This window comes from Microbacterium sp., assembly GCF_032084865.1.
In the GTDB taxonomy this organism is placed as follows: Bacteria; Actinomycetota; Actinomycetes; order Actinomycetales; family Microbacteriaceae; genus Microbacterium.
The window spans coordinates 17,176-42,360 of record NZ_DAMDLU010000002.1 but is presented as its reverse complement, the minus strand read 5'-3'; the positions used below and the strand labels follow the sequence as shown (position 1 = coordinate 42,360).

The 25,185-nt window shown below is 69.0% G+C and carries 24 protein-coding genes and 3 tRNA genes; 10 read left to right on the top strand and 17 right to left on the bottom strand.

Features of this window, described 5'->3' with window-relative positions; genetic code table 11:
* Nucleotides 1–4: 4 nt before the first annotated feature.
* From murA to RT309_RS00570, 4 genes are all read right to left on the bottom strand, one after another.
* Nucleotides 5–1,369 (bottom strand): UDP-N-acetylglucosamine 1-carboxyvinyltransferase, encoded by a 1,365-nt coding sequence (murA, locus tag RT309_RS00585; RefSeq protein WP_313354356.1) that lies wholly within the window; start codon nt 1,367–1,369, stop codon nt 5–7.
* A 105-nt stretch (nt 1,370–1,474) separates the two neighbouring features.
* Nucleotides 1,475–2,095: a 3-isopropylmalate dehydratase small subunit gene (gene leuD / locus RT309_RS00580; protein WP_313354354.1), complete on the bottom strand. Its 621-nt coding sequence runs from the start codon at nt 2,093–2,095 to the stop codon at nt 1,475–1,477.
* Nucleotides 2,095–3,522: a 3-isopropylmalate dehydratase large subunit gene (gene leuC, locus RT309_RS00575; protein WP_313354352.1), complete on the bottom strand. Its 1,428-nt coding sequence runs from the start codon at nt 3,520–3,522 to the stop codon at nt 2,095–2,097. Before leuC ends, leuD begins: the two co-directional genes overlap by 1 nt.
* 177 nt (nt 3,523–3,699) lie before the next feature.
* A complete protein-coding gene (locus RT309_RS00570) occupies nt 3,700–4,740 on the bottom strand; it encodes a TerC/Alx family metal homeostasis membrane protein (RefSeq protein ID WP_313354350.1) in 1,041 nt (346 codons plus the stop codon).
* Nucleotides 4,741–4,911: 171 nt separating this feature from the next.
* On the opposite strand from RT309_RS00570, the gene RT309_RS00565 reads away from it, so the two are divergent.
* The 3 genes from RT309_RS00565 (at nt 4,912) to RT309_RS00555 (ending at nt 7,443) form a co-directional block, all read left to right on the top strand.
* Complete coding sequence (locus tag RT309_RS00565; protein ID WP_313354348.1) at nt 4,912–5,469, top strand: sigma-70 family RNA polymerase sigma factor; 558 nt, start codon at nt 4,912–4,914, stop codon at nt 5,467–5,469.
* Nucleotides 5,466–6,572 carry a DUF4349 domain-containing protein gene (locus tag RT309_RS00560; protein WP_313354346.1) on the top strand — a complete coding sequence of 369 codons (1,107 nt, stop codon included), beginning with the start codon at nt 5,466–5,468 and terminating at the stop codon, nt 6,570–6,572. Before RT309_RS00565 ends, RT309_RS00560 begins: the two co-directional genes overlap by 4 nt.
* A 64-nt stretch (nt 6,573–6,636) precedes the next feature.
* Entirely contained in the window at nt 6,637–7,443 is an 807-nt protein-coding gene (locus RT309_RS00555) for an SDR family oxidoreductase (RefSeq protein WP_313354344.1), read from the top strand.
* A gap of 56 nt (nt 7,444–7,499) precedes the next feature.
* Here the strand turns inward: RT309_RS00555 and RT309_RS00550 are convergent.
* A tRNA-Glu gene (locus tag RT309_RS00550) sits at nt 7,500–7,572 on the bottom strand.
* Between the two features lie 141 nt (nt 7,573–7,713).
* Nucleotides 7,714–7,786 (bottom strand) — tRNA-Glu (locus tag RT309_RS00545).
* A 146-nt stretch (nt 7,787–7,932) separates the two neighbouring features.
* Here RT309_RS00545 and RT309_RS00540 point away from each other — a divergent pair.
* Nucleotides 7,933–8,571 carry an MBL fold metallo-hydrolase gene (locus tag RT309_RS00540; protein WP_313354342.1) on the top strand — a complete coding sequence of 213 codons (639 nt, stop codon included), beginning with the start codon at nt 7,933–7,935 and terminating at the stop codon, nt 8,569–8,571.
* Nucleotide 8,572: 1 nt separating this feature from the next.
* On the opposite strand, the gene pepN is transcribed toward RT309_RS00540, so the two are convergent.
* Nucleotides 8,573–11,074, bottom strand: a complete 2,502-nt coding sequence (gene pepN, locus RT309_RS00535; RefSeq protein ID WP_313354341.1) for an aminopeptidase N — start codon at nt 11,072–11,074, stop codon at nt 8,573–8,575.
* Nucleotides 11,075–11,101: 27 nt separating this feature from the next.
* Nucleotides 11,102–12,292, bottom strand: coding sequence for a PLP-dependent aspartate aminotransferase family protein (locus tag RT309_RS00530; protein ID WP_313354339.1), 1,191 nt, complete (start codon nt 12,290–12,292; stop codon nt 11,102–11,104).
* Between the two features lie 138 nt (nt 12,293–12,430).
* Here RT309_RS00530 and RT309_RS00525 point away from each other — a divergent pair, with 138 nt between their 5' ends.
* Nucleotides 12,431–12,886, top strand: a complete 456-nt coding sequence (locus tag RT309_RS00525; protein WP_313354337.1) for an Lrp/AsnC family transcriptional regulator — start codon at nt 12,431–12,433, stop codon at nt 12,884–12,886.
* Between the two features lie 3 nt (nt 12,887–12,889).
* On the opposite strand, the gene RT309_RS00520 is transcribed toward RT309_RS00525, so the two are convergent.
* The gene (locus RT309_RS00520; RefSeq protein ID WP_313354335.1) at nt 12,890–14,230 is read right to left on the bottom strand and encodes an APC family permease; all 1,341 of its coding nucleotides are present in this window, start codon (nt 14,228–14,230) and stop codon (nt 12,890–12,892) included.
* Nucleotides 14,231–14,317: 87 nt separating this feature from the next.
* Entirely contained in the window at nt 14,318–14,875 is a 558-nt protein-coding gene (gene msrA, locus RT309_RS00515; protein ID WP_313354333.1) for a peptide-methionine (S)-S-oxide reductase MsrA, read from the bottom strand.
* Between the two features lie 174 nt (nt 14,876–15,049).
* Here msrA and RT309_RS00510 point away from each other — a divergent pair, with 174 nt between their 5' ends.
* Together RT309_RS00510 and RT309_RS00505 are read left to right on the top strand one after the other, a co-directional pair.
* Nucleotides 15,050–15,523 carry a carboxymuconolactone decarboxylase family protein gene (locus RT309_RS00510; RefSeq protein ID WP_313354331.1) on the top strand — a complete coding sequence of 158 codons (474 nt, stop codon included), beginning with the start codon at nt 15,050–15,052 and terminating at the stop codon, nt 15,521–15,523.
* Nucleotides 15,520–15,870, top strand: coding sequence for a GNAT family N-acetyltransferase (locus RT309_RS00505; RefSeq protein ID WP_313354329.1), 351 nt, complete (start codon nt 15,520–15,522; stop codon nt 15,868–15,870). Before RT309_RS00510 ends, RT309_RS00505 begins: the two co-directional genes overlap by 4 nt.
* 1 nt (nt 15,871) lies before the next feature.
* On the opposite strand, the gene RT309_RS00500 is transcribed toward RT309_RS00505, so the two are convergent.
* Nucleotides 15,872–16,867 carry a pirin family protein gene (locus tag RT309_RS00500; RefSeq protein ID WP_313354328.1) on the bottom strand — a complete coding sequence of 332 codons (996 nt, stop codon included), beginning with the start codon at nt 16,865–16,867 and terminating at the stop codon, nt 15,872–15,874.
* 195 nt (nt 16,868–17,062) lie between these two features.
* Between RT309_RS00500 and RT309_RS00495 the strand changes: the two genes are divergently transcribed.
* Together RT309_RS00495 and RT309_RS00490 are read left to right on the top strand one after the other, a co-directional pair.
* A complete protein-coding gene (locus tag RT309_RS00495) occupies nt 17,063–17,713 on the top strand; it encodes a hypothetical protein (RefSeq protein WP_396654388.1) in 651 nt (216 codons plus the stop codon).
* Between the two features lie 57 nt (nt 17,714–17,770).
* Nucleotides 17,771–18,430, top strand: coding sequence for a PRC-barrel domain-containing protein (locus RT309_RS00490; protein ID WP_313354325.1), 660 nt, complete (start codon nt 17,771–17,773; stop codon nt 18,428–18,430).
* Between the two features lie 16 nt (nt 18,431–18,446).
* Here the strand turns inward: RT309_RS00490 and RT309_RS00485 are convergent, their stop codons facing one another.
* The 3 genes from RT309_RS00485 to RT309_RS00475 all read right to left on the bottom strand — a co-directional run bounded on the left by RT309_RS00485 (nt 18,447) and on the right by RT309_RS00475 (nt 20,244).
* A complete protein-coding gene (locus RT309_RS00485) occupies nt 18,447–19,130 on the bottom strand; it encodes an HAD family hydrolase (protein WP_313354324.1) in 684 nt (227 codons plus the stop codon).
* A gap of 62 nt (nt 19,131–19,192) precedes the next feature.
* Nucleotides 19,193–19,540, bottom strand: coding sequence for a hypothetical protein (locus RT309_RS00480; protein ID WP_313354322.1), 348 nt, complete (start codon nt 19,538–19,540; stop codon nt 19,193–19,195).
* An 83-nt stretch (nt 19,541–19,623) separates the two neighbouring features.
* Nucleotides 19,624–20,244 carry an AmiS/UreI family transporter gene (locus tag RT309_RS00475; protein WP_313354320.1) on the bottom strand — a complete coding sequence of 207 codons (621 nt, stop codon included), beginning with the start codon at nt 20,242–20,244 and terminating at the stop codon, nt 19,624–19,626.
* A gap of 259 nt (nt 20,245–20,503) precedes the next feature.
* On the opposite strand from RT309_RS00475, the gene RT309_RS00470 reads away from it, so the two are divergent.
* Nucleotides 20,504–22,132, top strand: coding sequence for a molybdopterin-dependent oxidoreductase (locus RT309_RS00470; protein WP_313354318.1), 1,629 nt, complete (start codon nt 20,504–20,506; stop codon nt 22,130–22,132).
* Nucleotides 22,133–22,186: 54 nt separating this feature from the next.
* Here RT309_RS00470 and RT309_RS00465 read toward each other — a convergent pair.
* The 3 genes from RT309_RS00465 to gltX form a co-directional block, all read right to left on the bottom strand.
* Nucleotides 22,187–22,258, bottom strand: a tRNA-Gln gene (locus RT309_RS00465).
* Nucleotides 22,259–22,358: 100 nt separating this feature from the next.
* Nucleotides 22,359–23,672 carry a threonine/serine exporter family protein gene (locus tag RT309_RS00460; RefSeq protein WP_313354316.1) on the bottom strand — a complete coding sequence of 438 codons (1,314 nt, stop codon included), beginning with the start codon at nt 23,670–23,672 and terminating at the stop codon, nt 22,359–22,361.
* Nucleotides 23,669–25,174: a glutamate--tRNA ligase gene (gltX, locus tag RT309_RS00455; protein WP_313354314.1), complete on the bottom strand. Its 1,506-nt coding sequence runs from the start codon at nt 25,172–25,174 to the stop codon at nt 23,669–23,671. The genes RT309_RS00460 and gltX overlap by 4 nt, the downstream gene beginning before the upstream one ends.
* Between the last annotated feature and the right edge of the window lie 11 nt (nt 25,175–25,185).

The following is a 25,185-nucleotide window of genomic DNA, read 5'->3' as shown; positions in this document are numbered from 1 at the left end:
CAGCTCACCGGACGACGTCGAAGTCCGCGCCGAGGGCGCGGAGCTTGTCGAGGAACTTCTCGTAGCCGCGGCTGAGGATGTCCACACCGGAGACCTGCGACTCACCGTCGGCGGTGAGGGCGGCGATCACATGGCTGTAGCCGCCGCGCAGGTCGGGAACCACGATGTCGGCCGCGTGCAGCGGCGTGGGTCCGGTGATGACCGCCGCCTGCTCGAGCTCTCGACGCGGCACGCGACGCGGCCCGTTCTGCAGCCCGTGCGGGTGCACCTCGATGTCGGCGCCCATCTTCACCAGGGCCTGCGTGAAGCCGAACCGGTTCTCGTAGACCGTCTCGTGCACGATCGAGCGGCCCGGCGCCTGGGTCAGCGCCACGATCAGCGGCTGCTGCCAGTCGGTCATGAATCCCGGGTGCACGTCGGTCTCGACGATGACGGGCTTGAGCTCGCCGCCGCGACGGAAGAGGATGCCGTCCTCCTGCACGTCGAACCAGCCGCCCGCCTTGCGGAAGACGTTGAGGAAGGTGAGCATCTCCTGCTGCTTGGCCCCGGCGACGAAGATCTCGCCGTCGGTGGCCAGCGCGGCGCTCGCCCACGACGCGGCCTCGTTGCGATCGAAGATGGCGCGGTGGTCGTAGCCTCGCAGCGTGTCGACGCCCTCGATGAGGATGACGCGGTTGGGCTCGTACGAGATGATCGCGCCCATCTTCTGCAGCACGGCGATGAGATCCATGATCTCGGGCTCGATGGCGGCGTTGCGCAGCTCGGTCACGCCCTGCGCGCGCACGGCGGTGAGCAGCACCTGCTCGGTGGCGCCGACGCTCGGGTAGGGCAGGTGGATGTTCGCGCCCTTGAGACCGTTGGGGGCGGAGAGGCGGATGCCGTTGGGCTGCTTCTCGACGACCGCGCCGAACTTGCGCAGCGCGTCGAGGTGGAAGTCGATCGGGCGGTCGCCGATCCGGCATCCGCCGAGGTCGGGGATGAATGCCTGACCGAGACGGTGCAGAAGAGGCCCGCAGAACAGGATCGGGATGCGCGACGCACCCGCGTGCGCGTCGATCTCCTCGTAGTGGGCCGATTCGACGTCGCTCGGGTCGAGGATCAGCGAGCCGGGCTCGTCGCCCTCGGTGACGGTCACGCCGTGCACCTCGAGCAGCGAGCGCACCACGGCGACGTCGCTGAGGTCGGGGACGTCGCGCAGCGTGCTCGCCGTCTCGCCGAGCAGGGTCGCGACCATCGCCTTCGTGGCGAGGTTCTTGGCACCCTTGACGTCGACGCGTCCGCGCAGCGGCCTGCCGCCGCGGATCGCGAGGACGGATCCGGCGGGAGCCGGAACCCGGTCGTCTACAGCAACTCGCGGCGATGTCGTCATTCGGGCCTCATCTTCTTCGGGACGTCACGGCGTTCGCCAGGATGTCTGCGTCTGTCACGGCGGATGCCGCAGGGCTTGTGGCCCTTGGGCCCACGGTGTTCCGCCCTATCGGACCGGAAGCGTGCGTGGCCGCCACGACTCGCGACGGGCCTCGAACTGCGCGATCTTGTCTTCGTTGCGCAGCGTGAGCCCGATGTCATCGAGCCCTTCGAGGAGCCGCCATCTAGTGTAATCGTCGATCCCGATGGGGGCCTGGAAGACAGCCTCGGACCCCGGTGCCGAATCGGGCACGGTCACGGTGCGGGACTCGAGGTCGACCGTGATCGAGCGCCCCGGCTGCTCGTCGATCAGCTGCCAGATCCGCTCGATCTCCGCCTCCTCGACGGTCGCGGCGAGCAGACCCTGCTTGCCCGAGTTGCCGCGGAAGATGTCGGCGAATCGCGGTGAGAGCACGACCCGGAAGCCGAAGTCGCGCAGCGCCCAGACGGCGTGCTCACGGCTGGATCCGGTGCCGAAGTCGGGCCCGGCGACCAGCACGGATGCGCCCTGGTAGGGCGCCTGGTTCAGCACGAACTCGGGATCCTGACGCCAGCCGTGGAACAGGGCGTCCTCGAAGCCGGTCTTGGTCACGCGCTTCAGGAACACCGCGGGGATGATCTGGTCGGTGTCGACGTTCGAGCGCTTCAGCGGAGCGGCGATGCCGGTGTGGGTGGTGAACTTCTCCATCAGATGCTCGCTTCCAGGTCTGCAGGGCTCGACAGCGTGCCTCGGATCGCGGTCGCGGCGGCGACGAGCGGCGAGACCAGGTGGGTGCGACCGCCCTTGCCCTGACGGCCCTCGAAGTTACGGTTCGACGTCGACGCGCAGCGCTCGCCGGGGGCGAGCTGATCGGGGTTCATGCCGAGGCACATCGAGCATCCGGCGAAGCGCCATTCGGCGCCGAACGCCTCGACGATCTTGTCGATTCCCTCTGCTTCCGCCTCGAGACGCACGCGGGCCGATCCGGGGACGACCATGACGCGCACGCCGTCGGCCTTCTTCTTCCCGTCGATGATCGACGCGAAGGCGCGCAGATCCTCGATGCGGCTGTTCGTGCACGAGCCCATGAACACCGCGTCGACCTTGACTTCCTTCAACGGGGTGCCGGGGGTCAGGGCCATGTACTCGAGCGCGCGCTCGGCGGCGGCGCGCTCGTTGGCGTCGACGATCGCGGCCGGGTCCGGAACGGATGACGACAGCGAGCTGCCCTGGCCGGGGTTGGTGCCCCAGGTGACGAACGGCTCGAGTTCGTCGGCGTCGATGAACACCTCGGCGTCGAAGATAGCGCCCTCGTCGGTCGGCAGGGTGCGCCAGTACGCGACCGCATCGTCCCAGTCCTCGCCCTGCGGCGCGTGCGGCTTGTCCTTGACGTAGGCGAACGTGGTCTCGTCGGGGGCGACCATGCCGGCGCGTGCACCTGCCTCGATCGACATGTTGCAGATCGTCATGCGGCCCTCCATCGAGAGGTCGCGGATCGCGCTGCCACGGTACTCGAGCACGTAGCCCTGCCCGCCGCCGGTGCCGATCTTCGCGATGACGGCGAGGATGACGTCCTTCGCGGTGACGCCGGGGCGCAAGGTGCCCTCGACGTTGATGGCCATGGTCTTGAAGGGCTTCAGCGGCAGCGTCTGGGTCGCCATGACGTGCTCGACCTCGCTGGTGCCGATGCCGAACGCCATCGCGCCGAACGCGCCGTGCGTGGACGTGTGCGAGTCGCCGCAGACCACGGTGATCCCGGGCATGGTGAGGCCGAGCTGCGGGCCGACGACGTGGACGATCCCCTGCTCCGCGTCCCCCAGGGAGTGCAGGCGCACGCCGAACTCGGCGGCGTTGCGGCGCAGCGTCTCGATCTGCGTGCGGCTGGTGAGGTCGGCGATCGGCTTGTCGATCGCGAGGGTCGGGGTGTTGTGGTCTTCGGTCGCGATCGTCAGGTCGAGCCGGCGAAGCGGACGCCCTTCGGCCCGGAGCCCGTCGAACGCCTGCGGGCTGGTGACCTCGTGCACGAGGTGGAGGTCGATGTAGAGAAGATCGGGTTCGCCGTTCTCGCCCTTGACGACGATGTGGTCGTCCCAGACCTTCTCGGCGAGGGTGCGCGGCGCTGTGCTGCTGGTCATGCGGTGTGTTCCTTAGATGGCTCGAAGAGTCGGCCCATGATGGACTCCGCGACGAGGAAGGCCTTAGATCGAGGTCCCGTCGCGGCTGCTAAGAAGAAGAACCACCCGCCGCATGCCGGTCAGTTTACATGGCGACGACGGGTGGTTCCGCGCTGTGTTTCACACTGCGAAATCGGCTCAGCGCTCGACGACGGCCCGCTTCTCCCGACGCGAGGCGACCAGGCTGGCGATCGTGGCGACGGCCATCGAGGCGAAGATGACGCCGAGCGATACCCAGTTGTTGATGTCGGGCGCCCACTCGATCGGCTGCCCGCCGTTGATGAACGGCAGCTCGTTCTCGTGCATCGCGTGCAGGATCAGCTTCACGCCGATGAAGCCGAGGATGAACGCGACGCCGTAGTGCAGGTAGCGCAGCCGGTCGAGCAGGTCGCCGAGCAGGAAGTAGAGCTGGCGCAGACCCATCAGAGCGAACAGATTGGCGGTGAAGACGATGAAGGGGTTGGTCGTCACCCCGAAGATGGCGGGGATGGAATCGACCGCGAACATGAGGTCGGTGACGCCGAGCGACACGAAGACGATGAGCATCGGCGTGAAGATCTTGCGACCGGCCACGACGGTGCGCAGCTTCGGGCCGTCGTACTCGTCGCTGATCGGGATCACGCGGCGGATCTGGCGGACGATGAAGTTCTCGGTCTTCGCGTCGTCCTGCTCCTTGTCGGGCATCGCCTGACGCACAGCGGTGAAGACGAGGAACGCGCCGAAGACGTAGAAGATCGGGCTGAGGTGCTCAACGGCCGCGCCGACGATGAGGATGAAGATCGCACGCAGGATCAGCGCGATGATGATGCCGACCATCAGCGCTTCCTGCTGATAGCGACGTGGCACCGAGAACTGCGTCATGATCAGCACGAAGACGAACAGGTTGTCGATGGAGAGGCTGTACTCCATCGCCCATCCGGTGAGGAAGTCGAGCGACGACTTCGTGTCGCCGAAGAAGAACAGCGTCCCGGCGAAGATCAGCGCGAGTGCGACGTAGAACGCCACCCAGAGGCTGGATTCCCTGGTGGACGGGATGTGCGGTCGCTTGAGGATGAGCAGGAGGTCCGCGATGAGGATCACGGTGAGCACGATGAGGGACGTGACTTCGAACCAGACGGGAATCAAGGACTGAATGCCTTTCGGAGGGTGCGGTGAGTACCGAAAGTCTCTCCCCCGCATGTGTGACATGCGCCGCGCGGCCGGAGCAGCTTTGATGGTGCTCGTGATGACGATCCGCGCGATGTCGGGATACTCCCCCTCGCTGAGTCGATCGTAGCGGATTCTGAGACGGTCGCCTGTGTCAGGACACCTGCATATGAGAGACACTCAGACGACAGCGAACGGAAGAGGATGCCGAACAGCACGCAGGACCGCGAGTGGGCCGCTCGAGCCGCATCCGGTGATCAGGATGCGTTCCGGGCGATCTATCGCGCCTACGTGCGCCCGGTCTACTGGATCGCCCACGGGATCCTGGGCTCGCCCTCCGACGCCGAGGACATGGTGCAGGAGACGTTCGTGGTCGCCTGGCGGAAGCTGCCGGGCTTCGAGCTGCTCGGAGACTCCCTGCTGCCATGGCTCGCGACGATCTGCCGCTTCCAGTCGGCGAATCGCCTGCGGCGGCTGCGCCGCGACAGCGCGAACACCGCGGATGCCGTCGACGACGCGCTTCCCGGCACGGTCAGCGTCGAGGATCAGGTCATCGCGTCGTCGCTCGCCGAGCGGATCGCGGCGGAGGTGGCGCGGCTCGACGACACCGATCGGGAGATCTTCCGGTTGTGCGCGGTGGAGGGGTACGCCTACGAGGCGGCCGCGGCGCAGCTGGGAGTGAGCCACGCCGCCGTTCGCAACCGTCTCTCCCGAGTGCGCTCGCGACTTCGCGGCGCGGTGAAGGAAGTGAGAGACGCATGAGCGAGAAGAGCGGACTGCCTCCGCTGAGCGACGAGCGCATCGCGGAGATGGAGCGCACGATCGTCGATCGGATCGCGCACGAACCGCGTGCGAGCGCGATCCCCGCAGCTGACGGACATCGTCGACGACGCCGGTGGGTCACTGGGCTCGGGGTGGCTGCGGCGTTCGCCACCGGCGCGCTCATCGCGCCGCCGCTGCTGAACGGACTCGGATCGGCGATGCCGAGCGGAGCCGGCGACTCGGCGGCCGTGTCGCCGGCCCGCGATGCGGGCGGCGCGCACCAGGATGCCGAGGCGGACTCCGCTGACGGCACCGTGGACGGCTGGGCCTCCTCCGGCGGGGCGGTGGCTCCCCGGGACGACGATGGCAGCAAGGGTGCGGACACGCCCTTCGCGACTCTCGACGACACCCGGGAGATCGTGGTGACCGCCGAGATGACGCTGCGGGTGCGCGATGCCGAGAAGGCTGCCGACGACATCACGGCTCTGGCAGCCGAGCACGGCGGCTTCGTCGAGTCCGCGTCGCTCGGGCTCGACCCGAGCGCGGGCGACATCGTTCCCGAAGAGCCGCGCGAGCCGGGCTCCGGCTGGATCAGCATCCGCGTTCCCGCCGCCGATCTGAACGCGGTGATGGCTGCCGCAGGCGACGATGCCGATGTCGTGAGCTCATCGATCTCGCGCGACGACGTCACCTCCACAGCCGTCGATCTGCGGGCCCGGATCGCCTCGGCCCGCACCTCGGTCGAGCGTCTCACAGACCTCATGAGCAAGTCCGGGTCGGTGGCCGACCTGATCGCCGCGGAATCGGCACTGAGCGAGCGCCAGGCGCAGCTGGAGAGCTACGAGCAGCAGCTGAAGACCCTTGACGAGCAGGTCACTCTGTCGACCCTCTCGATTCAGCTGACTGAGAAGACGACCGCGACCGAGGCGGACCCCGCGGGGTTCGGCGACGGCCTGCTTGCCGGGTGGAACGGGCTGATCGCGAGCATGAACGGTCTCGTGGTCGTCATCGGATTCCTCCTCCCCTGGCTCGGAATCGCCGCGATCGTGCTGCTCGTCGTGTGGCTGATCCGTCGCCGGCGGCGTCCGCAGGCGACGGACTGAGTCGGCGCCGGCACGGCGCACAAGGCTCTTCCACGCCCGTGCACCCATCCGGTACCGTGCGGCCATGACAGCCACCACCTTCCTCCCTCGGTACGCGATCGTCACGGCATCCGACTCCGGGATCGGAGCCGCCACCGCCCTCGCGCTCGCTGATGCCGGCATGGACGTCGGCATCACCTGGCACAGCGACGAAGAAGGAGCCGAGCGGACCGCGGCCGGAGTGCGCGAACGAGGCCGCAACGCCGTCGTCGTGCGCTTCGACGCGACCGACCTCGACAACGTGGCGGGGGTGCTCGACGGTCTCGCCGACGCGCTCGGCGGGCTCGACGTGTTCGTGAACAACGCGGGGGCGAGCGTGTCGCGCCGGTTTCTCGACGTGCCGCTGCGCGAGTGGCGCGAGACGGTGGCGCTGAACCTCGACGGGGCGTTCGCCGGGATGCAGACGGCGGCACGTCGCATGGTCGCCGCCGGCACGGGAGGCCGGATCATCGCCGTGACCAGCGTGCACGCGCACCAGCCGCGTGTCGGCCTGGCCGCCTACATCGCGGCGAAGCACGGGCTGTCGGGACTCATCAAGACCATGGCGCAGGAGCTCGGTGCGCACGGCATCACCGCCAACGCCGTCGCGCCCGGCGAGATCGCGACGGCCGCGAGCGGGCGCACGTCCGCCGACGCCGATCGCACGCACCGGCCCGGGGTTCCGCTCGGTCGACCGGGCAAGGCCGAGGAGGTCGCGACGGTGATCGCCTTCCTCGCCTCTGCAGAGGCGAGTTACGTGACGGGTGCGCAGTGGAGCGTGGACGGCGGGATGCTGCAGATGGGCCCGCAGGCAGGCTCGCACCTCACCGACGACGCCTGGCGCGAGGGCTGAGCGCTGCCGGATGCGATGAAGGCCCTCCGGGTTCCGGAGGGCCTTCATCGTGTCAGTGACCCCAGCGGGATTCGAACCCGCGTTACCGCCGTGAGAGGGCGGCGTACTAGGCCGCTATACGATGGGGCCGTCACTGCAACCGTTCAAGTATGCCATGACTGATCCTGGGTCACAAAATCAGCCCTGCGCCTCGCACGGAGGTCGCGTCCGACGCGATCCGCGGACATGCAGAAGGCCCTCCGATCGCTCGGAGGGCCTTCTGTGTCGCTGTGACCCCAGCGGGATTCGAACCCGCGTTACCGCCGTGAGAGGGCGGCGTACTAGGCCGCTATACGATGGGGCCGTCCGGCCCGGAGGGCCGATGTGGCAACCGTGCAAGTCTGTCACGGCGGATGCGAGCATTCCAAATCGACGGCGCCGGCTGCGGCGTCACGGGCGTGTCGCGTCGCGGGCTTGCCGGAGTCGCACCCGGAGGAGTTGACTTCCGTCATGCGCATCACGAAGTACGAGCACGCGGCACTGCGAGTCGACGAGGGCGGCGAGACCCTCCTGATCGATCCGGGGTCGTTCACCACTCCGCTCGACGACCTCGGCGGCGTGGTGGCCGTCGTGATCACGCACGAGCATCCCGATCACTGGACCGCGGCGCACCTCGACCGGGTTCGTCGCGCTGCTCCCGGTATCCCCGTCTTCAGCACACCGGGCGTGGCCGCCGCCGCGTCCGACCACGACATCACCGTCGTGGCGCCGGGCGACGAGGTGACGGCAGGCGTGTTCAGCCTGCGATTCTTCGGCGGCGTGCATGCGGTGATCCACGAGAGCATCCCGCAGATCGAGAATCTCGGCGTGCTCGTGAACGATGAGCTGTACTACCCCGGAGACTCGTACGCTGCCCCCGAGGGCGTCGAGGTGGACACGCTCGCCGCTCCCCTCGGCGCGCCGTGGCTGAAGATCGGAGAGGCGATGGACTTCGTTCTCGCCGTCGCGCCTCGCCGCTGCTTCGGCACCCACGACATGACCCTGTCGACCGTCGGGCGCACCATGCACCGTCAGCGCCTGCAGTGGGCGACGGAGCAGGGTGGCGGGACGTTCTTCGAGCTCGATCCCGCCCAGAGTCTGGACGTCTGACTCAGAGCCCGGGCTGGGCCGCCCGCACCCGCAGATCGCGTGCGAGATCGTCGCGCGACTCGATCACCAGACGTCGCAGCGCGCCCGGCGCGTCGGCGTTCTGATCGAGCCAGGCATCCACGGCATCCGGGTTCTCTGTCGCGGGGAACAGACCGAGCACGAGACGCTGCGCGAGCTCGATGCTGCGCTCGGCCCAGGCATCCCGGATCCGGGTGAAGTACTCCGCGTCGAAATCAGCGATGAGATCGCGGCGTCCACCGGCGCGGAAGCCGGAGATGGTCGCGTCGAGGTGGTCGTTGCTCAGGCTGAGATCGCTCCAGGCGGAGTCCCACGCCGCGGCGCGCGTCGCCGCGACGGGGCGTGATGCCAGAGCGCGGATCTCAGCGGTGCGACCGGCCGCCGTGTCGTCGGTGGCCCGCTCGGCGGCGATCGTCTCGGCGTCGGCATGCCCGGTCGCGGCCAGAGCGGTCAGCAGCAGCCAGCGCAGGTCGGCGTCGATCGGGAGCCCCTGCGGGGCGTCACCGTCGAGGATGGCCCGCACGTCGGCGGCGCGGGAGTCATCGAACGACGAGGCCGCGGCGAAGGCGCGGGCCCACGACAGCTGAGCGTCGCTGCCGGAATCGGCGTCCTGCAGGGCCGACCAGGTCGAGTCGACCCAGGAGCGGCGCCGCTCTGCACGCTCGTCGTCGACGACGTAGTGCTCGATCGCGAAGGCGGCGTTCGCCAGTGTCGCGCTCAGCAGTGCGACGTTCGGCTCGGCCGGTGCATGCGTGCGCACGATGTCGAGGTAGCGGGTCGCCGCGAGCTCGCCGTCACGCGTCGCGTTCCAGAGCGACGACCAGATGAGGCCCCGTGCCAGCTCGTCCGACAGGGTCGACAGCGAGGCGGCGACGGTGCCGAGCGAGCGCTCGTCGAGTCGCACCTTGGCGTAGGTGAGGTCGTCGTCGTTGAGCAGGATGAGGTCGGCATCCGGGATCTCGACCTCGGTGCGCTGCTGCTCGACGGTCAGCTCGATGCGCTCGCGCAGCGCGAGTGCATCGTCGATGCGGTCGTACAGTCCGACGCGCAGCCGGTGCGGGCGGGGGGCGACGTCGCCGCTGTCCTGCACGATGACGCGCCTGCCGTCGGCATCCGTCTCGAGCCAGAGAGCCGAGACCCCGCTGGTCTCGAGCCACGAGCGCGACCAGTCGCGCAGCGGCTGGCCGGATGCCGCCTCGAGCTCGTCGAGCAGGTCGTCGAGCGTGGTGTTTCCGAACGCGTGCGCCGCGAAGTAGCGCCGGGCGCCCTCGAAGAACGCATCCTCGCCGACGAACGCGACGAGCTGTTTGAGCACCGACGCGCCCTTGGCGTAGGTGATGCCGTCGAAGTTCAGCTTCGCGGCTTCGAGATCGGGGATGTCGGCGACGATCGGGTGGGTGGTCGGCAGCTGGTCCTGCCGGTACGCCCACGTCTTGCGGCTGTTCGCGAAACGCGCCCACGCATCCGTGAAGCGCGTGGCGGCGGCCGACGCGTGCGTGCCCATGTAGTCGGCGAACGACTCCTTGAGCCACAGGTCGTCCCACCAGCGCATGGTGACGAGATCGCCGAACCACATGTGGGCCATCTCGTGCAGGATCGTGTTGGCGCGCGCGCCACGCTGCGCGTCGGTCGCGGCTCCCCTGGTGATGTACGCCTCGGTGAAGGTCACAAGTCCCGGGTTCTCCATCGCTCCCAGGTTGTACTCCGGCACGAAGATCTGGTCGTACTTGCCCCACGGGTACGGGTACGCGAAGGCGTCCGAGAAGAAGTCCAGGCCCTGCCGGGTGACCTCGAGGATCTCGTCGGCCTCCAGGTGCTCGGCAAGCGACGCCCGGCACAGCACACCGAGGCCGATCCGCTGGTCGTCGCGCGACCACTCGCCGTCGATCCGGGCGTAGGGGCCGGCGGCGACGGAGGTGATGAAGCTCGAGATGGGCAGGGTGGGCGCGAACTCCACCGTCTGCACGCCGATGCCCGGTGTCACGTGCGCGGGCGACTGGTTCGACAGCACATGCCAGCCTGCGGGAGCGACCACCCGGAACGTGTACGCGGCTTTCAGATCCGGCTGCTCGAAGCACGCCATGACCCGACGGGAGTCGGCCGGCTCGTACTGCGTGTACAGATACGTCTCGCCGTCGACCGGGTCGTGGAAGCGGTGCATGCCCTCGCCCGAGCGGCTGTACGCCGCGACGCCCTCGACGCGCACGACATGCGAGCCGCCGAGACCGTCGAGCAGGATGCGGGCGCCGTCCCAGCGCACCTCCCGCTCGTCGCCGTCGACCGTGACACGGTCGACGGACTCGCCGATGAAGTCCAGCCAGGTCTCCGCCTCGGTCGCATCGAACGTCAGCGTCGTCGCGGTCGGGAATCCGGTGCGGGCGCGTTCGGGTGCACCGGCGAGGTCGAGTTCGACGCGCACCTCGTGCAGCGTGATCGACGCTGCACGGCGGGCGGTCTCATCGCGAGACAGATTGGCAGAGCTCATCCATCCATCGTGTCACGTCCCGGCAGCTCATGCAGTGGCCTGCACCCGCGCCTTGGCCAGCGCCTGCTCGAGGTCGGCGAGCAGATCGTCGACGTTCTCGAGCCCGATCGACAGTCGCACCACGTCGGCTCCCGGGCGCGCCTCCGGTGCGACCGGGCGGTGGGTGAGAGCGGCGGGATGCTGGATCAGCGAGTCGACTCCGCCGAGCGAGACGGCGTGCGTGAACAGCCGGACCGCTCCGGTGAGCGCCTCGGCGGCGGCATATCCGCCGGAGAGCCGGATGGAGATCATCGCTCCCCCGCCGCGCATCTGCCGGCCGATGAGGCCGCGCTCGTCATCGAACTCGGGGTACAGCACCTCGCTGACAGCAGGGTTGTCCCGGAGGGAGTGCGCCAGCGCGCGGGCCGAGCTCTGCTGCGCCTGGATGCGCATCGGCAGCGTGGCGAGGCCGCGGTGCAGCAGATAGGCGCCCAGCGGGTGCAGCAGAGCACCCGTGATGGCTCGCACCCGTCGCAGCGCTTCGGCTGTGCTCTCGCTGCACGAGATGACGCCGGCGATGACGTCGCCGTGGCCCCCGATGTACTTCGTCGCGCTGTGCATCGACATGGCTGCGCCGAGGTCGAGTGGGTTCTGCAGCAGCGGCGTCGCGAACGTGTTGTCGACGAGCACCGGGATGCCGTCGGACTGCGCCACGACGGCGGCGATGTCGACGAGGTCGAGCGTCGGGTTCGCCGGAGTCTCGAGCACGACCATGCCGGTTTCCGGCCGGATGCTCGCCGCCACCTCGTGTTCATGGCAGAAGGTCACCTCGGCGCCGAGCAGTCCGGAGTCGAGCAGGTGATCGGTGCCGCCGTACAGCGGTCGCACGGCCACGATGTGCCGCTTGCCGACGGCCGTGGTGTGCGCGAGGATCGCCGCGGTCATCGCCGCCATCCCGGAGCCGAAGGCGACGGACGCCTCGGAGTGCTCGAGCTCGGAGAGCGCCTCCTCGAAGCGTGCGACCGTGGGGTTCCACAGCCGGGCGTACACGTTGCCGCCGTCGGGCAGCGGGTGGCCGCCGGTGGCCATCGACTCGTACGAGTCACCGCCATGCAGAATGTCGGGCAGCGGGTTCGTCGACGACAGATCGATCGGGGCGGCGTGGACGCCGAGGGCGCCGAAATCGGCGCGTCCGGCGTGGACGGCAACGGTGTCGGGATGCAGCGGCATGTCGGGCATGCCTTCGATCCTGCTCTGCTCGCTCATCGGAGTCCAGCCGAATTGTCGCACGCAGTCGTGAAGCGCGCGTATGTTGTTCCATGAGCAAAGCGACGTCGATCTCGGGAGGGCCCGTTGGCAGCAGCACAGCAGGGCCTCGTGGACGAACTCGATCTGCGCATCCTCGGAGCACTGATCGACGACCCGCAGGCGCCGATCAAGGATCTCGCGCTGGCGCTGGGCATCCCGGCATCCACCTGCGCCTTCCGACTGCGCACGCTGCGCAGCCGCGGCGTGATCACCGGCCCTCGTCTCGAGATCGACCCGGCCCGCGTCGGCGCTCCGGTGCAGGCGATGATCCGCGTGCGACTGGGCAATCACAGCAGGGACGGTGTCGAGGCGCTGTTCGACGCGCTCGCCGCGACCAGAGGGGTGCTCCAGGTGTTCCACATCGCCGGAGCCGATGACTTCCTCGTGCACGTGGCGGTCGCCGACGCGACCGCACTGCGCGACATCGTGCTCGAGCGCATCACCGTGCACGACATCGTCAGGGCGACGGAGACGCAGCTGGTGTTCGAGCTGCGCGAGGGCGCGGGCGTCGTCCCCCGTCGGTGAGCGTCAGCGCTCGACCGGCACGTCGTCGGCGGCGTCGGCGATGGGCTGCCCCGCGAAGCGACGGGTGCTGAGCCAGAGGACGACGCCGACGGCCAGCAGGATCGCTGCGAAGAGCCAGACGAGCGGCTTCTGCTGACTGAGCAGCACGCCGCAGGAGATCACGCCGAGCACGGGCACGAACGTCCACACCCGGAAGTGCTCGTGCGGCACCTTGTCGCGCCGCAGCACCAGCACCGACACGTTGGCGCTGATGAACACCAGCAGAAGCAGCAGCACGACGGTCTCGGCGAGGGTGGCGAGGTCGCCGACGAGGGTCAGCAGCATCGCCACCACCGTGGTCGACGCGATCGCCACCCATGGCGTGCGCCGGCGGGGCAGCACGCGACCGAGAGGCGAGGGCAGCAGACCCTGTTCGGCCATCCCGAACGCGAGTCGGCTGGCCATGATCATGGTGAGCAGTGCGCCGTTGGCCACCGCGATCAGCGCGATGAGGCTGAACAGCCACGACGGCACGCTCAGCCCGGTGGCCTCGACGACCGCGAGGAGCGGTCCGGTCGATTCCTGCAGATCGTCGGTCGGCAGCGCGGCGGCGCTGGCGATGCCGACGAGCACGTAGACGATGCCGGCGGTGACCAGAGCTCCGAACAGCGCCCGCGGATACACTCGGCTGGGCTGCTTGACCTCTTCGATCACGTTCGCCGAGGTCTCGAAGCCGACGAAGGAGTAGTAGGCGACGATCGCGCCCCCCAGTACGGCGCCCGCCATGCCGACGCCGTCGGGCAGCTGGGTCGCCCGGCCGAGGTCTCCCCCGCCTCCGCCGACGTACATCGCGACGACGACGATGACGATCACGAGGCCGGAGAGCTCGATGGCCGTCATCACGAGGTTCGTGCCCATCGATTCCCGGATGCCCCTGGCGTTGAGCAGCGCGACCAGAACGAGGAACACCATCGCCGCCGGGATCACCGGGACGTCGATGAAGGTGGCCAGGTAGTCGCCCGAGAACGCGATGGCGAGACCGGCCGCGCTGACCACACCCGCGGCGAGCATGCTGAACCCGACCAGGAACGACAGCAGTGGGCTGCGGAACGCGCGCTCGGCGAACACGGCTGCTCCCCCGGCGCGCGGGTACTTGGTCACCAGCTCGGCGTATGAGCCCGCCGTGAGCAACGCCAGCAGCAGTGCGACGATCAGCGGCGCCCACAGCATGCCGCCCGCACTTTCGGACAGCACGCCCATGAGGGCGTAGATCCCGGCGCCGAGCACGTCGCCGAGGATGAACGCGAACAGCATTGGCCCGCTGATCGCTCGGCGCAGACGAGGAGGCGTGTCAGGGGTGTCCATGACGAGGACCGTACGATCCGGCGTCCACCACCGCACCCGCCTTGACAGGCGCCGCGCCGCACCGGTAGGCGCCCCGCGCTCTCAGGCTCAGCCGGTCGTCTCAGCCTCGCGACGCGGCAGCACCCACCCGGCCCGCGGGAAGTGGCACGTGTAACCGTTCGGGTAGCGCACCAGGTAGTCCTGATGCTCGGGCTCGGCCTCCCAGAACGGACCGGCGGGCTCGATGGTGGTGACCGCGGGGGCGGGCCACAGTCCCGAGGCGTCGACGTCGGCGATGGTCTCGCGCGCGACGCGCTCCTGCTCGGCGTCGAGCGGGAAGATCGCCGAGCGGTAGCTGCTGCCGATGTCGTTGCCCTGGCGGTTCAGGGTCGACGGGTCGTGGATCTGGAAGAAGAAGGCGAGGATGTCGCGGTATGTCGTCTCTGCGGGGTCGTAGACGATCTCGAGCGCCTCGGCGTGGCCAGGGTGGTTGCGGTAGGTCGGGTGGTCGTTCTCGCCGCCGGTGTAACCGACGCGCGTCGCGAGCACGCCCAGCTGTCGGCGCACGAGGTCCTCCATGCCCCAGAAGCATCCGCCGGCGAGCACGGCCGTCTCGGCCCCGTCGCGGCGGGTGATCTCTCCGGTGTCGTCCGCTCCGCTGGTCATGTGCGTCTCCTCGTGTGTCGGGACAGGAGTCGCCTGTCCCCGGTCTTCCATTCTGCATCCGCTGTCCGGCAGGAGGGCCGGTCGCCGGAGCCGATCCGCCGGGAATGCCGCGCGCACAGTCTAGGTTGGTGCTCAGAGCCGCTTCCCGGCCGGTCACCGCATCCGAGGAGAGAAATGCGTCCCTATCTCGACAAGTCCGCACCTGACGTCTGGAAGGCCGCCGGAGAGTACTCCCGCGCCGTGGCGAGCGAGGCCGAGCGCAGCGGGCTCTCGCTGCAGGAGAGCGAGTTCATCAAGGTGCGCGCCTCGCAGATCAACGCGTGCGCGTTCTGTCTCGATCTGCACACACGCGAGGCCCGCGGCGCGGGCATCTCCCAGCAGAAGATCGACATGCTTCCCGCCTGGCGGGAGACGTCGCTGTACTCCGAGCGCGAGGCGGCCGTGCTGGCGGTCACGGAAGCCGCAACGCGCATGCCTCTCACGGAGGAGGCGAAGGCGGATCTGTCGGGCGCACGTGCCGTTCTCGGAGACGAGGCGTTCGCCGCCGCCGAATGGGTCGCCCTGACCATCAACATGTTCAACCGCATCTCCATCCTCAGCGAGCACCCGGTGCGTCCTCGCGGCGATGACGGCACGGTGCTGTCATGACCGACGAGCGCTTCGAGATCCGGGATGTGCCCGCCGAGTCCCGGTATGTGCTGATCGACCGCGGCGACGACGGCTCCCAGGCGAGGGAGATCGGCGAGGAGTCGTACGTCGATGTGGGCGGCGATCGGGTGCTGCACCACACTGAGGTGTCGGAGGAGTACAGCGGGCAGGGGCTGGCGTCGACGCTGGTGCGCGCCGTGGTCGACGACGTCATCGCCGCGGGGAAGAGCATCGTGCCGGTCTGCGAGTACGTCGCGGCGTGGCTGCCCAAGCATCCGGAATATCGATCGCACGTCGTCGAGCGTCGCCGGGAGCACAACGCGGCGATCCGCGCCCGGCAGGGCTGACTCAGTCGCGCGGGCGCAGCCGCACGGTCGGCAGCGGCGGCGCGGGCAACGGAGCGAGCTGGCCCTCGCGGAACGGGCCGAACAGCGCCGGCTTGCCCTCGTCGCGAGGGTCGACCGGCGCGAAGCCCAGCTCTGCCTGGTAGCGGCGGCGGAACTGCTCGATCTCGTCGTGACTGCGCCCGATGAAGTTCCACCACATCACGATCTGCTCACCGAGCGGCACACCGCCGAGCAAGATGACGCGCGCGCCCTCCGCTCCCGCGTCGATCATCATGGTGTCGGCGCCGGTGGGCACGTAGCCGAGCTCGCGGTGCTCTACCGCAGCGCCGTTCACGACGATCGATCCGGTCTCGGCGAGGGCGGCGTGCTCGAAGTCACGGCGCACCGGCAGCGTCACCCGAGCGCCCGGCTCGAAGGTCAGCTCGGCGCCGAGCATGTCGGGCGTGCAGGTGTCGACCGGAGAGGTCGACCCGAGCAGCGATCCGATGAACACCCGTGCGCTCACCCCGTCGGATTCGACGGCCTCGGGCACGTAGTGCGCGAACCCGTGCTCGGTGAACCTCGTGGCATCCGGCAGGGCGTACCAGAGCTGCACCCCGTGCAGCACCGTCGTCTCTGGCGTGCTGATCTCCTGGTGGGTGATCCCCTGTCCCGCGATCATCAGATTCAGCTCGCCGGGCAGCACCGCCGCGGCGACGCCGTTCGAATCGAGATGGTCGATACGGCCGGTGAACAGCCACGACACCGTCGCGAGGCCGGTGTGCGGATGCCGCGGCACCTCCATGCCGCCCGTCTCGGTGACATCGTCGGGGCCGTAATGATCGAGAAAGCACCACGCCCCGACCAGCGATCGGCGTCTCTGCGGCAGGGTGCGGTAGACCGTCATCGCCCGGATGCCGCCGAGCGGCACCTCACGCGGCGCGAGCACCTCGACCGACGTGCACGGCTCACCAGGACCGAGAACGCTCAGCGGCGGATCCTTCTCGAGATTGGTCATCGCGGCTCCTCGGGCTGTTGCGACGGCATGCGGGATGACGTCAGCGTAGCCGTCCACCTTGCGGAGCCGCCCGTGCCCGACGACACAGCCGCGATGGACGGCACCTCTCACGTCGCGAGGTCAACCCCCTCCTTCTCGCGGGCTGCAGGGCCCATTCTGAACAGATCACGTGGGCGCGATCCCTCCGCCCGCCCGATGTCAGGAGTCGAGATGAGCACATCAGATCAGGATCCTCGTGACCGTGAGCCCGCAGCCGTCTCCGCAGAGCGCGGACTGACGCAGCGCGAAGAGGTGCTGGGTCGCGAGCAAGCCCGCTTCGGCGGCTTCAAGTGGGGTTCAGCTTTCTTCGGCTGGCTCACGGCGACAGGAACGGCGCTTCTGCTGACGGCGCTTCTGAGCGCGGTCGGCGCAGGTCTCGGCCTCGGGGTCGTGGAAGGCGGCGTCGACGGGGCCGCGAAGGAGATCGGGGCGAACGCCCAGACGGTGACCATCGTCGGCGCGATCGCACTGGCCGTCGCGCTGTTCGTCGCCTACTACTGCGGCGGCTACGTCGCCGGTCGGATGGCGCGCTTCTCAGGAGCCAAGCAAGGACTGGCGGTGTGGATCTGGGCGATCGTCATCGCGGTCGTGGTGGCGATCATCGCCGCCGTGGCGGGCTCGCAGTTCAACGTCCTCGGTCAGCTGAACAGCTTCCCGCGGATCCCGATCGACGAAGGCGATCTGACGACCACCGGCATCATCACCGCCATCGTCGTGGCTCTGGTCAGCCTGGGCGGCGCGATTCTCGGCGGCATCGGCGGCATGCGCTACCACCGCCGGGTGGACCGCGCAGGACTCGGACGGTAAGCCGCCGGCGGGCTGGGGCACGACCGTTCCAGCCGCCGCCTGACAGGAAGGCACCTCATGATCGATTCATACAAGATCAACAGCCTGTTCGACGCCGATGTCGTCGATGCGGACGGCTCGAAGATAGGCACGGTGAAGCACGTCTACGTCGACCCGGACGGCGGTCAGCCGTTGTTCGCCGGGGTGACCACCGGCTGGTTCGGCGCGTCGGAGTCGTTCGTGCCGCTGCGCGACGCCGACTTCGACGGCGAGGTGATTCATGTTCGGTACGACGAGGACACGGTCAAGCACGCCCCTCGCATCGACGCTGACGGCGTCATGACCGACGACGACATCGACCGCATCCACGACTACTACAACGGTGAAAGCCCCGTCCACGAGAGTGCTGGCGGCCACGACGACGACGAGCGTCGGCGTGCCGACGAGCGGGACGCGAGCCAGGACGACGCTCTGACGACCCACCCCGTCGTCGTGAACGACCAGCGCCCTCCACGCAAGCGGATCCGCATACACAGGTACGTCCTCGCTGACGAGCAGACAGCCGCCACTCCCCTCTCGCACGGCGACGCGACGCCGGAGCGCGGCCCGATCGTCGATCAGGCTCGGTACCAGGCTGCGGATGAACCGCCCGTCGACCGTCTCGACGAACCGCCCGCCAGCGCCTCAGACGGGTCACGCGATTCCGGGACTGACGAGCTGCGGCGGCGCCGCACGTGAGTGCGACCCGGCGGCATCACGCCAGCAGCTCGACGATCTCCTGCACGCCCTGATGCACCGAGGCGGCACCGGCGTCGAAGAGGACACCGCGATCCGTGCCGCCGGTCTCGACACCGACAGACACGACGCCGGCCCTCGCGGCGGCGATCATGTCCCACCGGGCATCGCCGATCGCCACGCACCGCTCAGCCGCCACGCCGGCGCGCTCGACGGCCACGGAGAAGACATCCGGATCAGGCTTGGCGGTCTGCACGTCCTCCGCCGTCGTGATCGCGTCGATCCACTGATCGGCGTCGAGCGCCGCGAGCTGCCGGTCGACCTCCTCCTGCGGGGCCGACGTCGCGAGCACCACGCGGGTGCCACGCTCATGCAGGACTCGCAGCAGCTCCCGCGCACCCGGCAGCAGCCGGATCTCGTCGGACAGGTCGCCGTAGTGCGCGGAATGACCGGAGAGGATGTGCTCGCGCACGTCATCGTCGGCGTCGGGGACGATGCGATCCAGCAGCTTGTCGGAGTCGAGACCGATGGCGGCGTGGATCGATGCCGCCGGAGCGTCGGTGTCTGCGTCGCGCAGCGCGCGCTGCCACGCGATGACGTGCAGGTAGTTCGAGTCGACGAGGGTGCCGTCGACGTCGAGCAGATAGGCGTCGGCCGTCAGCAGCGGGTCGGTGTGTTCTGGGGCCGGTGTCGGTGAGTCCATCTGGATTCTCCTCTGTGGTGTCGTCTGCTGCGGCAGGCGGCAGCCTGTGCGCCGGGTGAGGCTCAATCGTCATCGATATCGCTGAGCAGGTCTTTGAGAGCCTTCTCGATCGACGTGTGATCGTACTGGCCGGCTCTGCTCTCGGCCGAGATCACCGCGCACCGGTGCAGCCGGCGGAAGTCGCCATACGGAAAGCTGTACCGGCCCTTCGTGCCCTCGGTCGCGCTGGTGTCCTCGCCGAGGTGCCACAGCGCGAATTCGTCCATGCCGTGCTTGTCGATGAACGCGTTCTCGACGTCGGTGCTCGGTGCGTGCTCGCTCCAGTCGTCACGCTCGTCGCGCACGACGTCGCCCGTGCGCAGCAGACTGCGGGCATGCTCGAGTGCCTTCTTGTTCAGGCGGGTGCTCATACCGTTCTCCTCTCGCGTCGGACGACCAGTGTGCGACGGCGGTGCGGGTAGCCGAAGGGCCTGGCGACCCGAGAGGACGGATGCTAGGAGGTGGCGCTCACGTGCGCCGGAGCGCTCCGCGGCGACCTGCCCAGTCGCAGGTAGAGCGCGATCAGCACGAGCGCCGCAGCCACCGCGAGGACGAGTGCGGAGATGCCGGAGTCCACGAACGTTCCCGTCAGCGACAGCCATGCCGGAACGGCGGCCGTCGCGATGCCCTCTCCGAGCGCGACGGCACCGGTGAAGCGGGCCAGATCGTCTCTGCCGAGCGCGAGCAGCAGGAAGAACAGCGCCCAGAGCAGTGCCCAGAGCACCCAGATCACGGCGAAGACGCGACCACCGGCGGCCCAGGTCCGCTCGGCGAATCCGACCGCGGCGACAGCGACGAACAGCGAGAACCAGCCGAGCCCTGTGGCGGGCAGATCCGCCAGAGCGTTGATGCCCACCCAGAGGTAGGTGAATCCGAAGAGGTACAGGCCGCTGGCCGCCAGGACCGTGCCAGGATCGCCGGCCGCGTTCATGACCATGAAGGTGGGGGTGAAGACCTGCATGGCGCCGACGAACAGGTTCAGGGGGGCCGCAGCCCGCGCGGTCATCCCGCCGAGCAGCATGATGCCGTTGATGATCAGCACGGCGCCGACGTAGAAGAGCCCGATGTCGGACATCGCGCGTCACTCCTTCGAGAAGGGCGGTGGCCGGCACTGCGCACACGGACCATCGCGGGTGGGAGGGCCTCGGCCCGACGATGGCTTCGACATCCATCTCGTACGGCGCGACCGCGATGATCGTGCAGCCTGTTCGGAGTGTATCCGAACAGCACCGTGCCCGATGAGGTCTGCGGCGCATCCGATCCGATCCGATCCGGCCCTGCCTCCGAACCACTCAGCAAGCGACCTTGACGGTCGAGCCGAGGATCGGGGAGCTATGTCGGAACAGAATCGACGCGGTGCGTTCATCGTCTTCGCCGCCGTCGCGGGTGTGATCAGCGGGCTGGTGTTCCTCGCCGCCGCCGAGTTGGCTGCGCTGCTGGTGGCTCGCGACGCGAGCCCGCTCCTCGCCGTGGGCTCGTTCGTGGTCGACGTCGTCCCGCAGCCCTTCAAGGAGTTCGCGATCTCGACGTTCGGGGAGTTCGACAAGGTCGCGCTGCTGATCGGGCTGGGTCTCGCGGTGGTGATCGCGTCGGCTGCGGCCGGCATCCTGCAGTTCGTGCGCCCTCCGATCGGCGTGATCGCGCTCGGCGTCGCCGGAGCGCTGTCGGCGGCGGCGACGACGACGCGCGCGGGGGTCGCACCCCTGGCCTTCCTCCCGCCGGTGATCGGGGCAGGCGCGGGCATCGCGGCCGTGATCCTGCTCTGCAGGCGGCTTCGCGCCTGGCAGCGCTCGGCGGCCGGGTCGGCCGGCGCGGAAGGATCCGGCGCGGATGGATCCGACGCAGATGCTGCGCGGCGTGGGGACACCGCAGATGCCGCGCGGCGCCCCGTGGTCGTCGACCGCCGGCGGTTCTTCGCGCTCGCCGGCATCGCCGGCGCCTCCGCACTGGTCGTGGGGATCACCTCCCGCGTCGTGAGCGCGACGACCTCGTCCGTGGCGGCGATCCGCAAGGGGCTGCGTCTGCCGCCGGCGCGGACATCCGTGACGATCCCCGACGGAGCCGAGCTCGACGTCCCAGGGATCTCGCCGCTGTTCACGCCCAACGCCGATTTCTACCGGGTCGACACCGCCCTCACCGTGCCTACGGTGGACCCCGCGAGCTGGCGGCTCGTGATCGACGGCATGGTCGACAAGCGGGTCGAGCTCTCGTTCGACGAGCTGGTGGAGATGGGACTGGATGAGTACGCGATCACCCTGACCTGTGTCTCCAACGTCGTGGGCGGCGACCTGGTCGGCAACGCGATGTGGCTGGGTGTGCCGCTCCGAGACGTGCTGCGGCTGGCCGGCCCGCACACCGATGCCGACATGGTGCTGTCGCGCAGCGTCGACGGCTACACCGCCAGCACGCCGCTGTCGGCACTCACCGATGACGGCCGCGATGCGATCCTCGCCGTCGGCATGAACGGACAGCCGCTCCCCCTTGAACACGGATTCCCCGTCCGCATGGTGGTGCCGGGACTGTACGGGTACGTGTCGGCGACGAAATGGGTCACCGAGCTCAAGGTCACCACGTTCGAGAAGGACCAGGCGTACTGGACGCCTCGCGGCTACAGCGCCCAGGCCCCCATCAAGTTCTCGTCGCGCATCGACACTCCGAAGATCGGCAAGAGCGTCCAGGCCGGACGCATCCCGATCGCCGGTGTGGCCTGGGCGCAGACGGTGGGCATCGAAGCCGTCGAGGTGAGCATCGACGACGGTGAGTGGCAGCGAGCGACGCTGTCCGCTCCGATCAACACCGACACCTGGGTGCAGTGGATGCTGGAGTGGGATGCCACCCCCGGAACCCACTACGTCACCGTGCGCGCGATCAACAAGAACGGCCAGATGCAGGTCGAGGAGAGCGCGCCGATCGCGCCGGACGGATCGACCGGATGGCAGCGGTCGCTGGTCTCGGTGAGCTGAGTCTCGCGCGGCGGAGAAACAGAAAACCCCCGCCTGAGCGGGGGTTCTTCTCTGCTGGGGTACCTGGACTCGAACCAAGAACAACTGAACCAGAATCAGCCGTGTTGCCAATTACACCATACCCCAAGGGCGAAACCGGAGCCTCGCACCGAGAGTCAAGCTTACCCGAGCGGGATGCAGATGGCGAATCGGCGCGGGATGCCCGGGCGTGGCGCCCCCGACCCCGTCACAGCTCCCCCATCCGGGCCGGCTTCGTCCACCGCAGGAAGACCGTCGACCGCGTGATGCGTGCGAGGTCCGCCAGCAGGGCGCCGACCTTCGTGCCGATGCACAGGCTGAGGAACATCATCGGCGCCGATGCCAGCGCCTGCGCGTCGAAGCTCGCCAGCGACACCAGACCGACGGTGCCGGGCACGAGCAGCAGGAACGCCGGCTGGAAGGAGACGGTGGCGGGTACCGCGAGCATCACGCGCTCGAGCACCCGAGCGGCGACGAAGAGCACGGCGGCGGCGATCCCTATCGCGACGACGCTACCCACCATCGGGCTGAACATCGCGAGCACGGCGTAGGTGCCGCTCATCGCCGCGATGCACACGAGGGTCAGCCGGAAGCCCGACCCGAACGCCAGCCCGATGCCGATGGCCAGCACGATGACGGCGAGCCACGCACTCCACAGCGGCGGCAGGGCGTCCCACCCTGCACTCTCGTTCGACAGCTGCACAGCCTCGCCGACCAGCGCAGCAGACGCCGAGTCGACGCGGAGTCCCGTCAGCGCGGCCCCTGCGTACAGGCCGGCCGCCATGAACGCCAGCATGACGAGCCCGTACATCAGACGCGATGCGCCGGTCACGATGTCGGTCGAGGTCAGCTCGAGCAGGGCGTTGGTGATCAGAGCGCCAGGCACGAGGATGGCCACCGGCGCGCAGACCGCGAACAGCGGGACCGGGCCGAGGTCGAGGGCGTTCGCGACGACCCCGACGAGCAGGGTCGACACGAACGACGACACGAAGGGCGCGACCGCGGCTGCCGCACGCACCCTCATCATCAGCATCGTCAGGGCGCCGACCAGCAGACCGACGACGAGGGCGAGCACCGTCGCCCACCACGGGCAGCGGAACAGCACCGCGAGCGACACAGACAGCAGACCGCAGCCGATCACGCTCTGCAGACCGGGCATCCGGCGCGGGGTGGCGCGGATCGCCGCCATGCGCGTCGGTGCGGATGCCAGCGGCACCGCGCCCATCTCGAGATCCCGCACCAGTCTGCTGGCGCGAGCCGACTGACGGAAGGTCAGCGCCTCACCCTTGCCGATCACCGTCGTGGTCGCCGACGCCGCGCCGGGACGGCTGACCATCACCATCTCCGGCAGGATCGCGAATTCGAGGGTCGTCTCGGGCGCCGCTCTCCTGCTCACCTGCTCGAGAGATCCCCGCACGTCGGTCACCGACGTGCCGCATTCGAGCAGCAGCACCCCGAGGTCGCCGAGGACGACATCCGTCTCGGCGGCCGGCATCACAGCATCCGGCGCCTGCCGGCTCACGCCAGGAAGTCAGCGAGCATGCGCAGCCGCCGCAGCGACTCGTCCTTGCCCAGCAGCTCCATCGACTCGAACAGCGGCGGCGAGACGCGGCGACCGGTGAGGGCGACGCGCGGCGGGCCGTACGCGACGCGGGGCTTGAGCCCGAGCTCATCGACCAGCTTCGCCGAGAGCGCCGCCTGGATGGCATCCGGGGTGAACTCCTCGACCGGCTCGAGTGCCGCAGCGCACGCAGCGAGCACCTCGGCCGCGTTCGCCGGCAGGCCCTTGAGCGCGTCGGCCTCGTACGACACGTCGTCGGTGAAGAGGAAGCCGAGCATGCCGGCCGACTCGCCGAGCAGCTGCATGCGCTCCTGCACGAGCGGAGCCGCACGGAATGCGAGCACGATCTGCTCGTGCGTCGGCTCACCGCCGAACACGTCGGCGGCGGCGAGGTAGGGCAGCATCCGCTCGGCGAAGTCCTTCTCGTCGAGCATGCGGATGTGGTCGCCGTTGATCGACTCGGCCTTCTTCTGGTCGAAGCGGGCGGGGTTCGGGTTGACGTCGACGATGTCGAACGCGGCGATGAACTCGTCGAGCGAGAACACGTCGCGGTCGGCTGCGATCGACCAGCCGAGAAGCGCCAGGTAGTTCAGAAGCCCCTCGTGGATGAAGCCGCGTTCGCGGTGCAGGAACAGGTCGGCCTGCGGGTCGCGCTTGGAGAGCTTCTTGTTGCCGGTCTCGCCGAGCACGAGCGGCATGTGCGCGAAGCGCGGCACGAAGGTGGTGACGCCGGCCTGGATCAGCGCGTCGTACAGCGCGAGCTGACGAGCGGTCGACGGCATGAGGTCCTCGCCGCGCAGCACGTGGGTGATGCCCATCAGCGCGTCATCGACCGGGTTCACGAAGGTGTACAGCGGCACGCCGTTCGGGCGCACGACCACGAAGTCGGGGAACGAGCCTGCTGGGAAGGTCACCTCGCCGCGGATGAGGTCGACGTAGGTGAGATCCTCATCGGGCACGCGCAGGCGCAGCGCGGGCTGACGACCCTCGGCGCGGAAGGCGGCCTTCTGCTCGTCGGTGAGGTCGCGGTCGAAGTTGTCGTAGCCGAGCTGCTTGGCGCGGCCGTTGGCCTCGTTGCGCGCGTCGATCTCCTCGGCCGTCGAGTAGCTCTCGTACAGCGCCCCGGTCGCCAGCAGCTTCTCGATGACGCCGCGGTAGATGTCGTGCCGTTCGGACTGGCGGTACGGTGCGTGCGGACCGCCGACCTCGACGCCCTCGTCCCAGTCGATCTTCATCCAGGTGAGCGCGTCGACGAGCTGGCGGAAGCTCTCCTCGCTGTCGCGCGCGGCATCGGTGTCTTCGATGCGGAAGATCAGCTTGCCGCCGTTGTGGCGCGCGTACGCCCAGTTGTAGAGGGCCGTGCGCACCATGCCGACGTGCGGCAGGCCGGTCGGCGAGGGGCAGAAGCGCACACGGACGTCGGGTCCGGTCGCAGTGGTGGTGAGGGGATGCACGGTAGCCATATCCCCTCGAT

What these genes read in the sequence shown, in the direction of transcription:
- RT309_RS00490 (WP_313354325.1), top strand. Translation starts at nt 17,771, where the DNA reads ATGATCGATTCATACAAGATCAACAGCCTGTTCGACGCCGATGTCGTC.
- RT309_RS00570 (WP_313354350.1), bottom strand. Translation starts at nt 4,740, where the DNA reads ATGCGGGGGAGAGACTTTCGGTACTCACCGCACCCTCCGAAAGGCATT.
- msrA (WP_313354333.1), bottom strand. Translation starts at nt 14,875, where the DNA reads ATGACCAGCGGAGCGGACGACACCGGAGAGATCACCCGCCGCGACGGG.
- leuC (WP_313354352.1), bottom strand. Translation starts at nt 3,522, where the DNA reads ATGACCAGCAGCACAGCGCCGCGCACCCTCGCCGAGAAGGTCTGGGAC.
- leuD (WP_313354354.1), bottom strand. Translation starts at nt 2,095, where the DNA reads ATGGAGAAGTTCACCACCCACACCGGCATCGCCGCTCCGCTGAAGCGC.
- RT309_RS00530 (WP_313354339.1), bottom strand. Translation starts at nt 12,292, where the DNA reads ATGCCCGACATGCCGCTGCATCCCGACACCGTTGCCGTCCACGCCGGA.
- RT309_RS00510 (WP_313354331.1), top strand. Translation starts at nt 15,050, where the DNA reads ATGCGTCCCTATCTCGACAAGTCCGCACCTGACGTCTGGAAGGCCGCC.
- RT309_RS00485 (WP_313354324.1), bottom strand. Translation starts at nt 19,130, where the DNA reads ATGGACTCACCGACACCGGCCCCAGAACACACCGACCCGCTGCTGACG.
- RT309_RS00540 (WP_313354342.1), top strand. Translation starts at nt 7,933, where the DNA reads ATGCGCATCACGAAGTACGAGCACGCGGCACTGCGAGTCGACGAGGGC.
- pepN (WP_313354341.1), bottom strand. Translation starts at nt 11,074, where the DNA reads ATGAGCTCTGCCAATCTGTCTCGCGATGAGACCGCCCGCCGTGCAGCG.
- RT309_RS00560 (WP_313354346.1), top strand. Translation starts at nt 5,466, where the DNA reads ATGAGCGAGAAGAGCGGACTGCCTCCGCTGAGCGACGAGCGCATCGCG.
- gltX (WP_313354314.1), bottom strand. Translation starts at nt 25,174, where the DNA reads ATGGCTACCGTGCATCCCCTCACCACCACTGCGACCGGACCCGACGTC.
- RT309_RS00480 (WP_313354322.1), bottom strand. Translation starts at nt 19,540, where the DNA reads ATGAGCACCCGCCTGAACAAGAAGGCACTCGAGCATGCCCGCAGTCTG.
- murA (WP_313354356.1), bottom strand. Translation starts at nt 1,369, where the DNA reads ATGACGACATCGCCGCGAGTTGCTGTAGACGACCGGGTTCCGGCTCCC.
- RT309_RS00470 (WP_313354318.1), top strand. Translation starts at nt 20,504, where the DNA reads ATGTCGGAACAGAATCGACGCGGTGCGTTCATCGTCTTCGCCGCCGTC.
- RT309_RS00520 (WP_313354335.1), bottom strand. Translation starts at nt 14,230, where the DNA reads ATGGACACCCCTGACACGCCTCCTCGTCTGCGCCGAGCGATCAGCGGG.
- RT309_RS00565 (WP_313354348.1), top strand. Translation starts at nt 4,912, where the DNA reads ATGCCGAACAGCACGCAGGACCGCGAGTGGGCCGCTCGAGCCGCATCC.
- RT309_RS00555 (WP_313354344.1), top strand. Translation starts at nt 6,637, where the DNA reads ATGACAGCCACCACCTTCCTCCCTCGGTACGCGATCGTCACGGCATCC.
- RT309_RS00500 (WP_313354328.1), bottom strand. Translation starts at nt 16,867, where the DNA reads ATGACCAATCTCGAGAAGGATCCGCCGCTGAGCGTTCTCGGTCCTGGT.
- RT309_RS00475 (WP_313354320.1), bottom strand. Translation starts at nt 20,244, where the DNA reads ATGTCCGACATCGGGCTCTTCTACGTCGGCGCCGTGCTGATCATCAAC.
- RT309_RS00505 (WP_313354329.1), top strand. Translation starts at nt 15,520, where the DNA reads ATGACCGACGAGCGCTTCGAGATCCGGGATGTGCCCGCCGAGTCCCGG.
- RT309_RS00495 (WP_396654388.1), top strand. Translation starts at nt 17,063, where the DNA reads ATGTCAGGAGTCGAGATGAGCACATCAGATCAGGATCCTCGTGACCGT.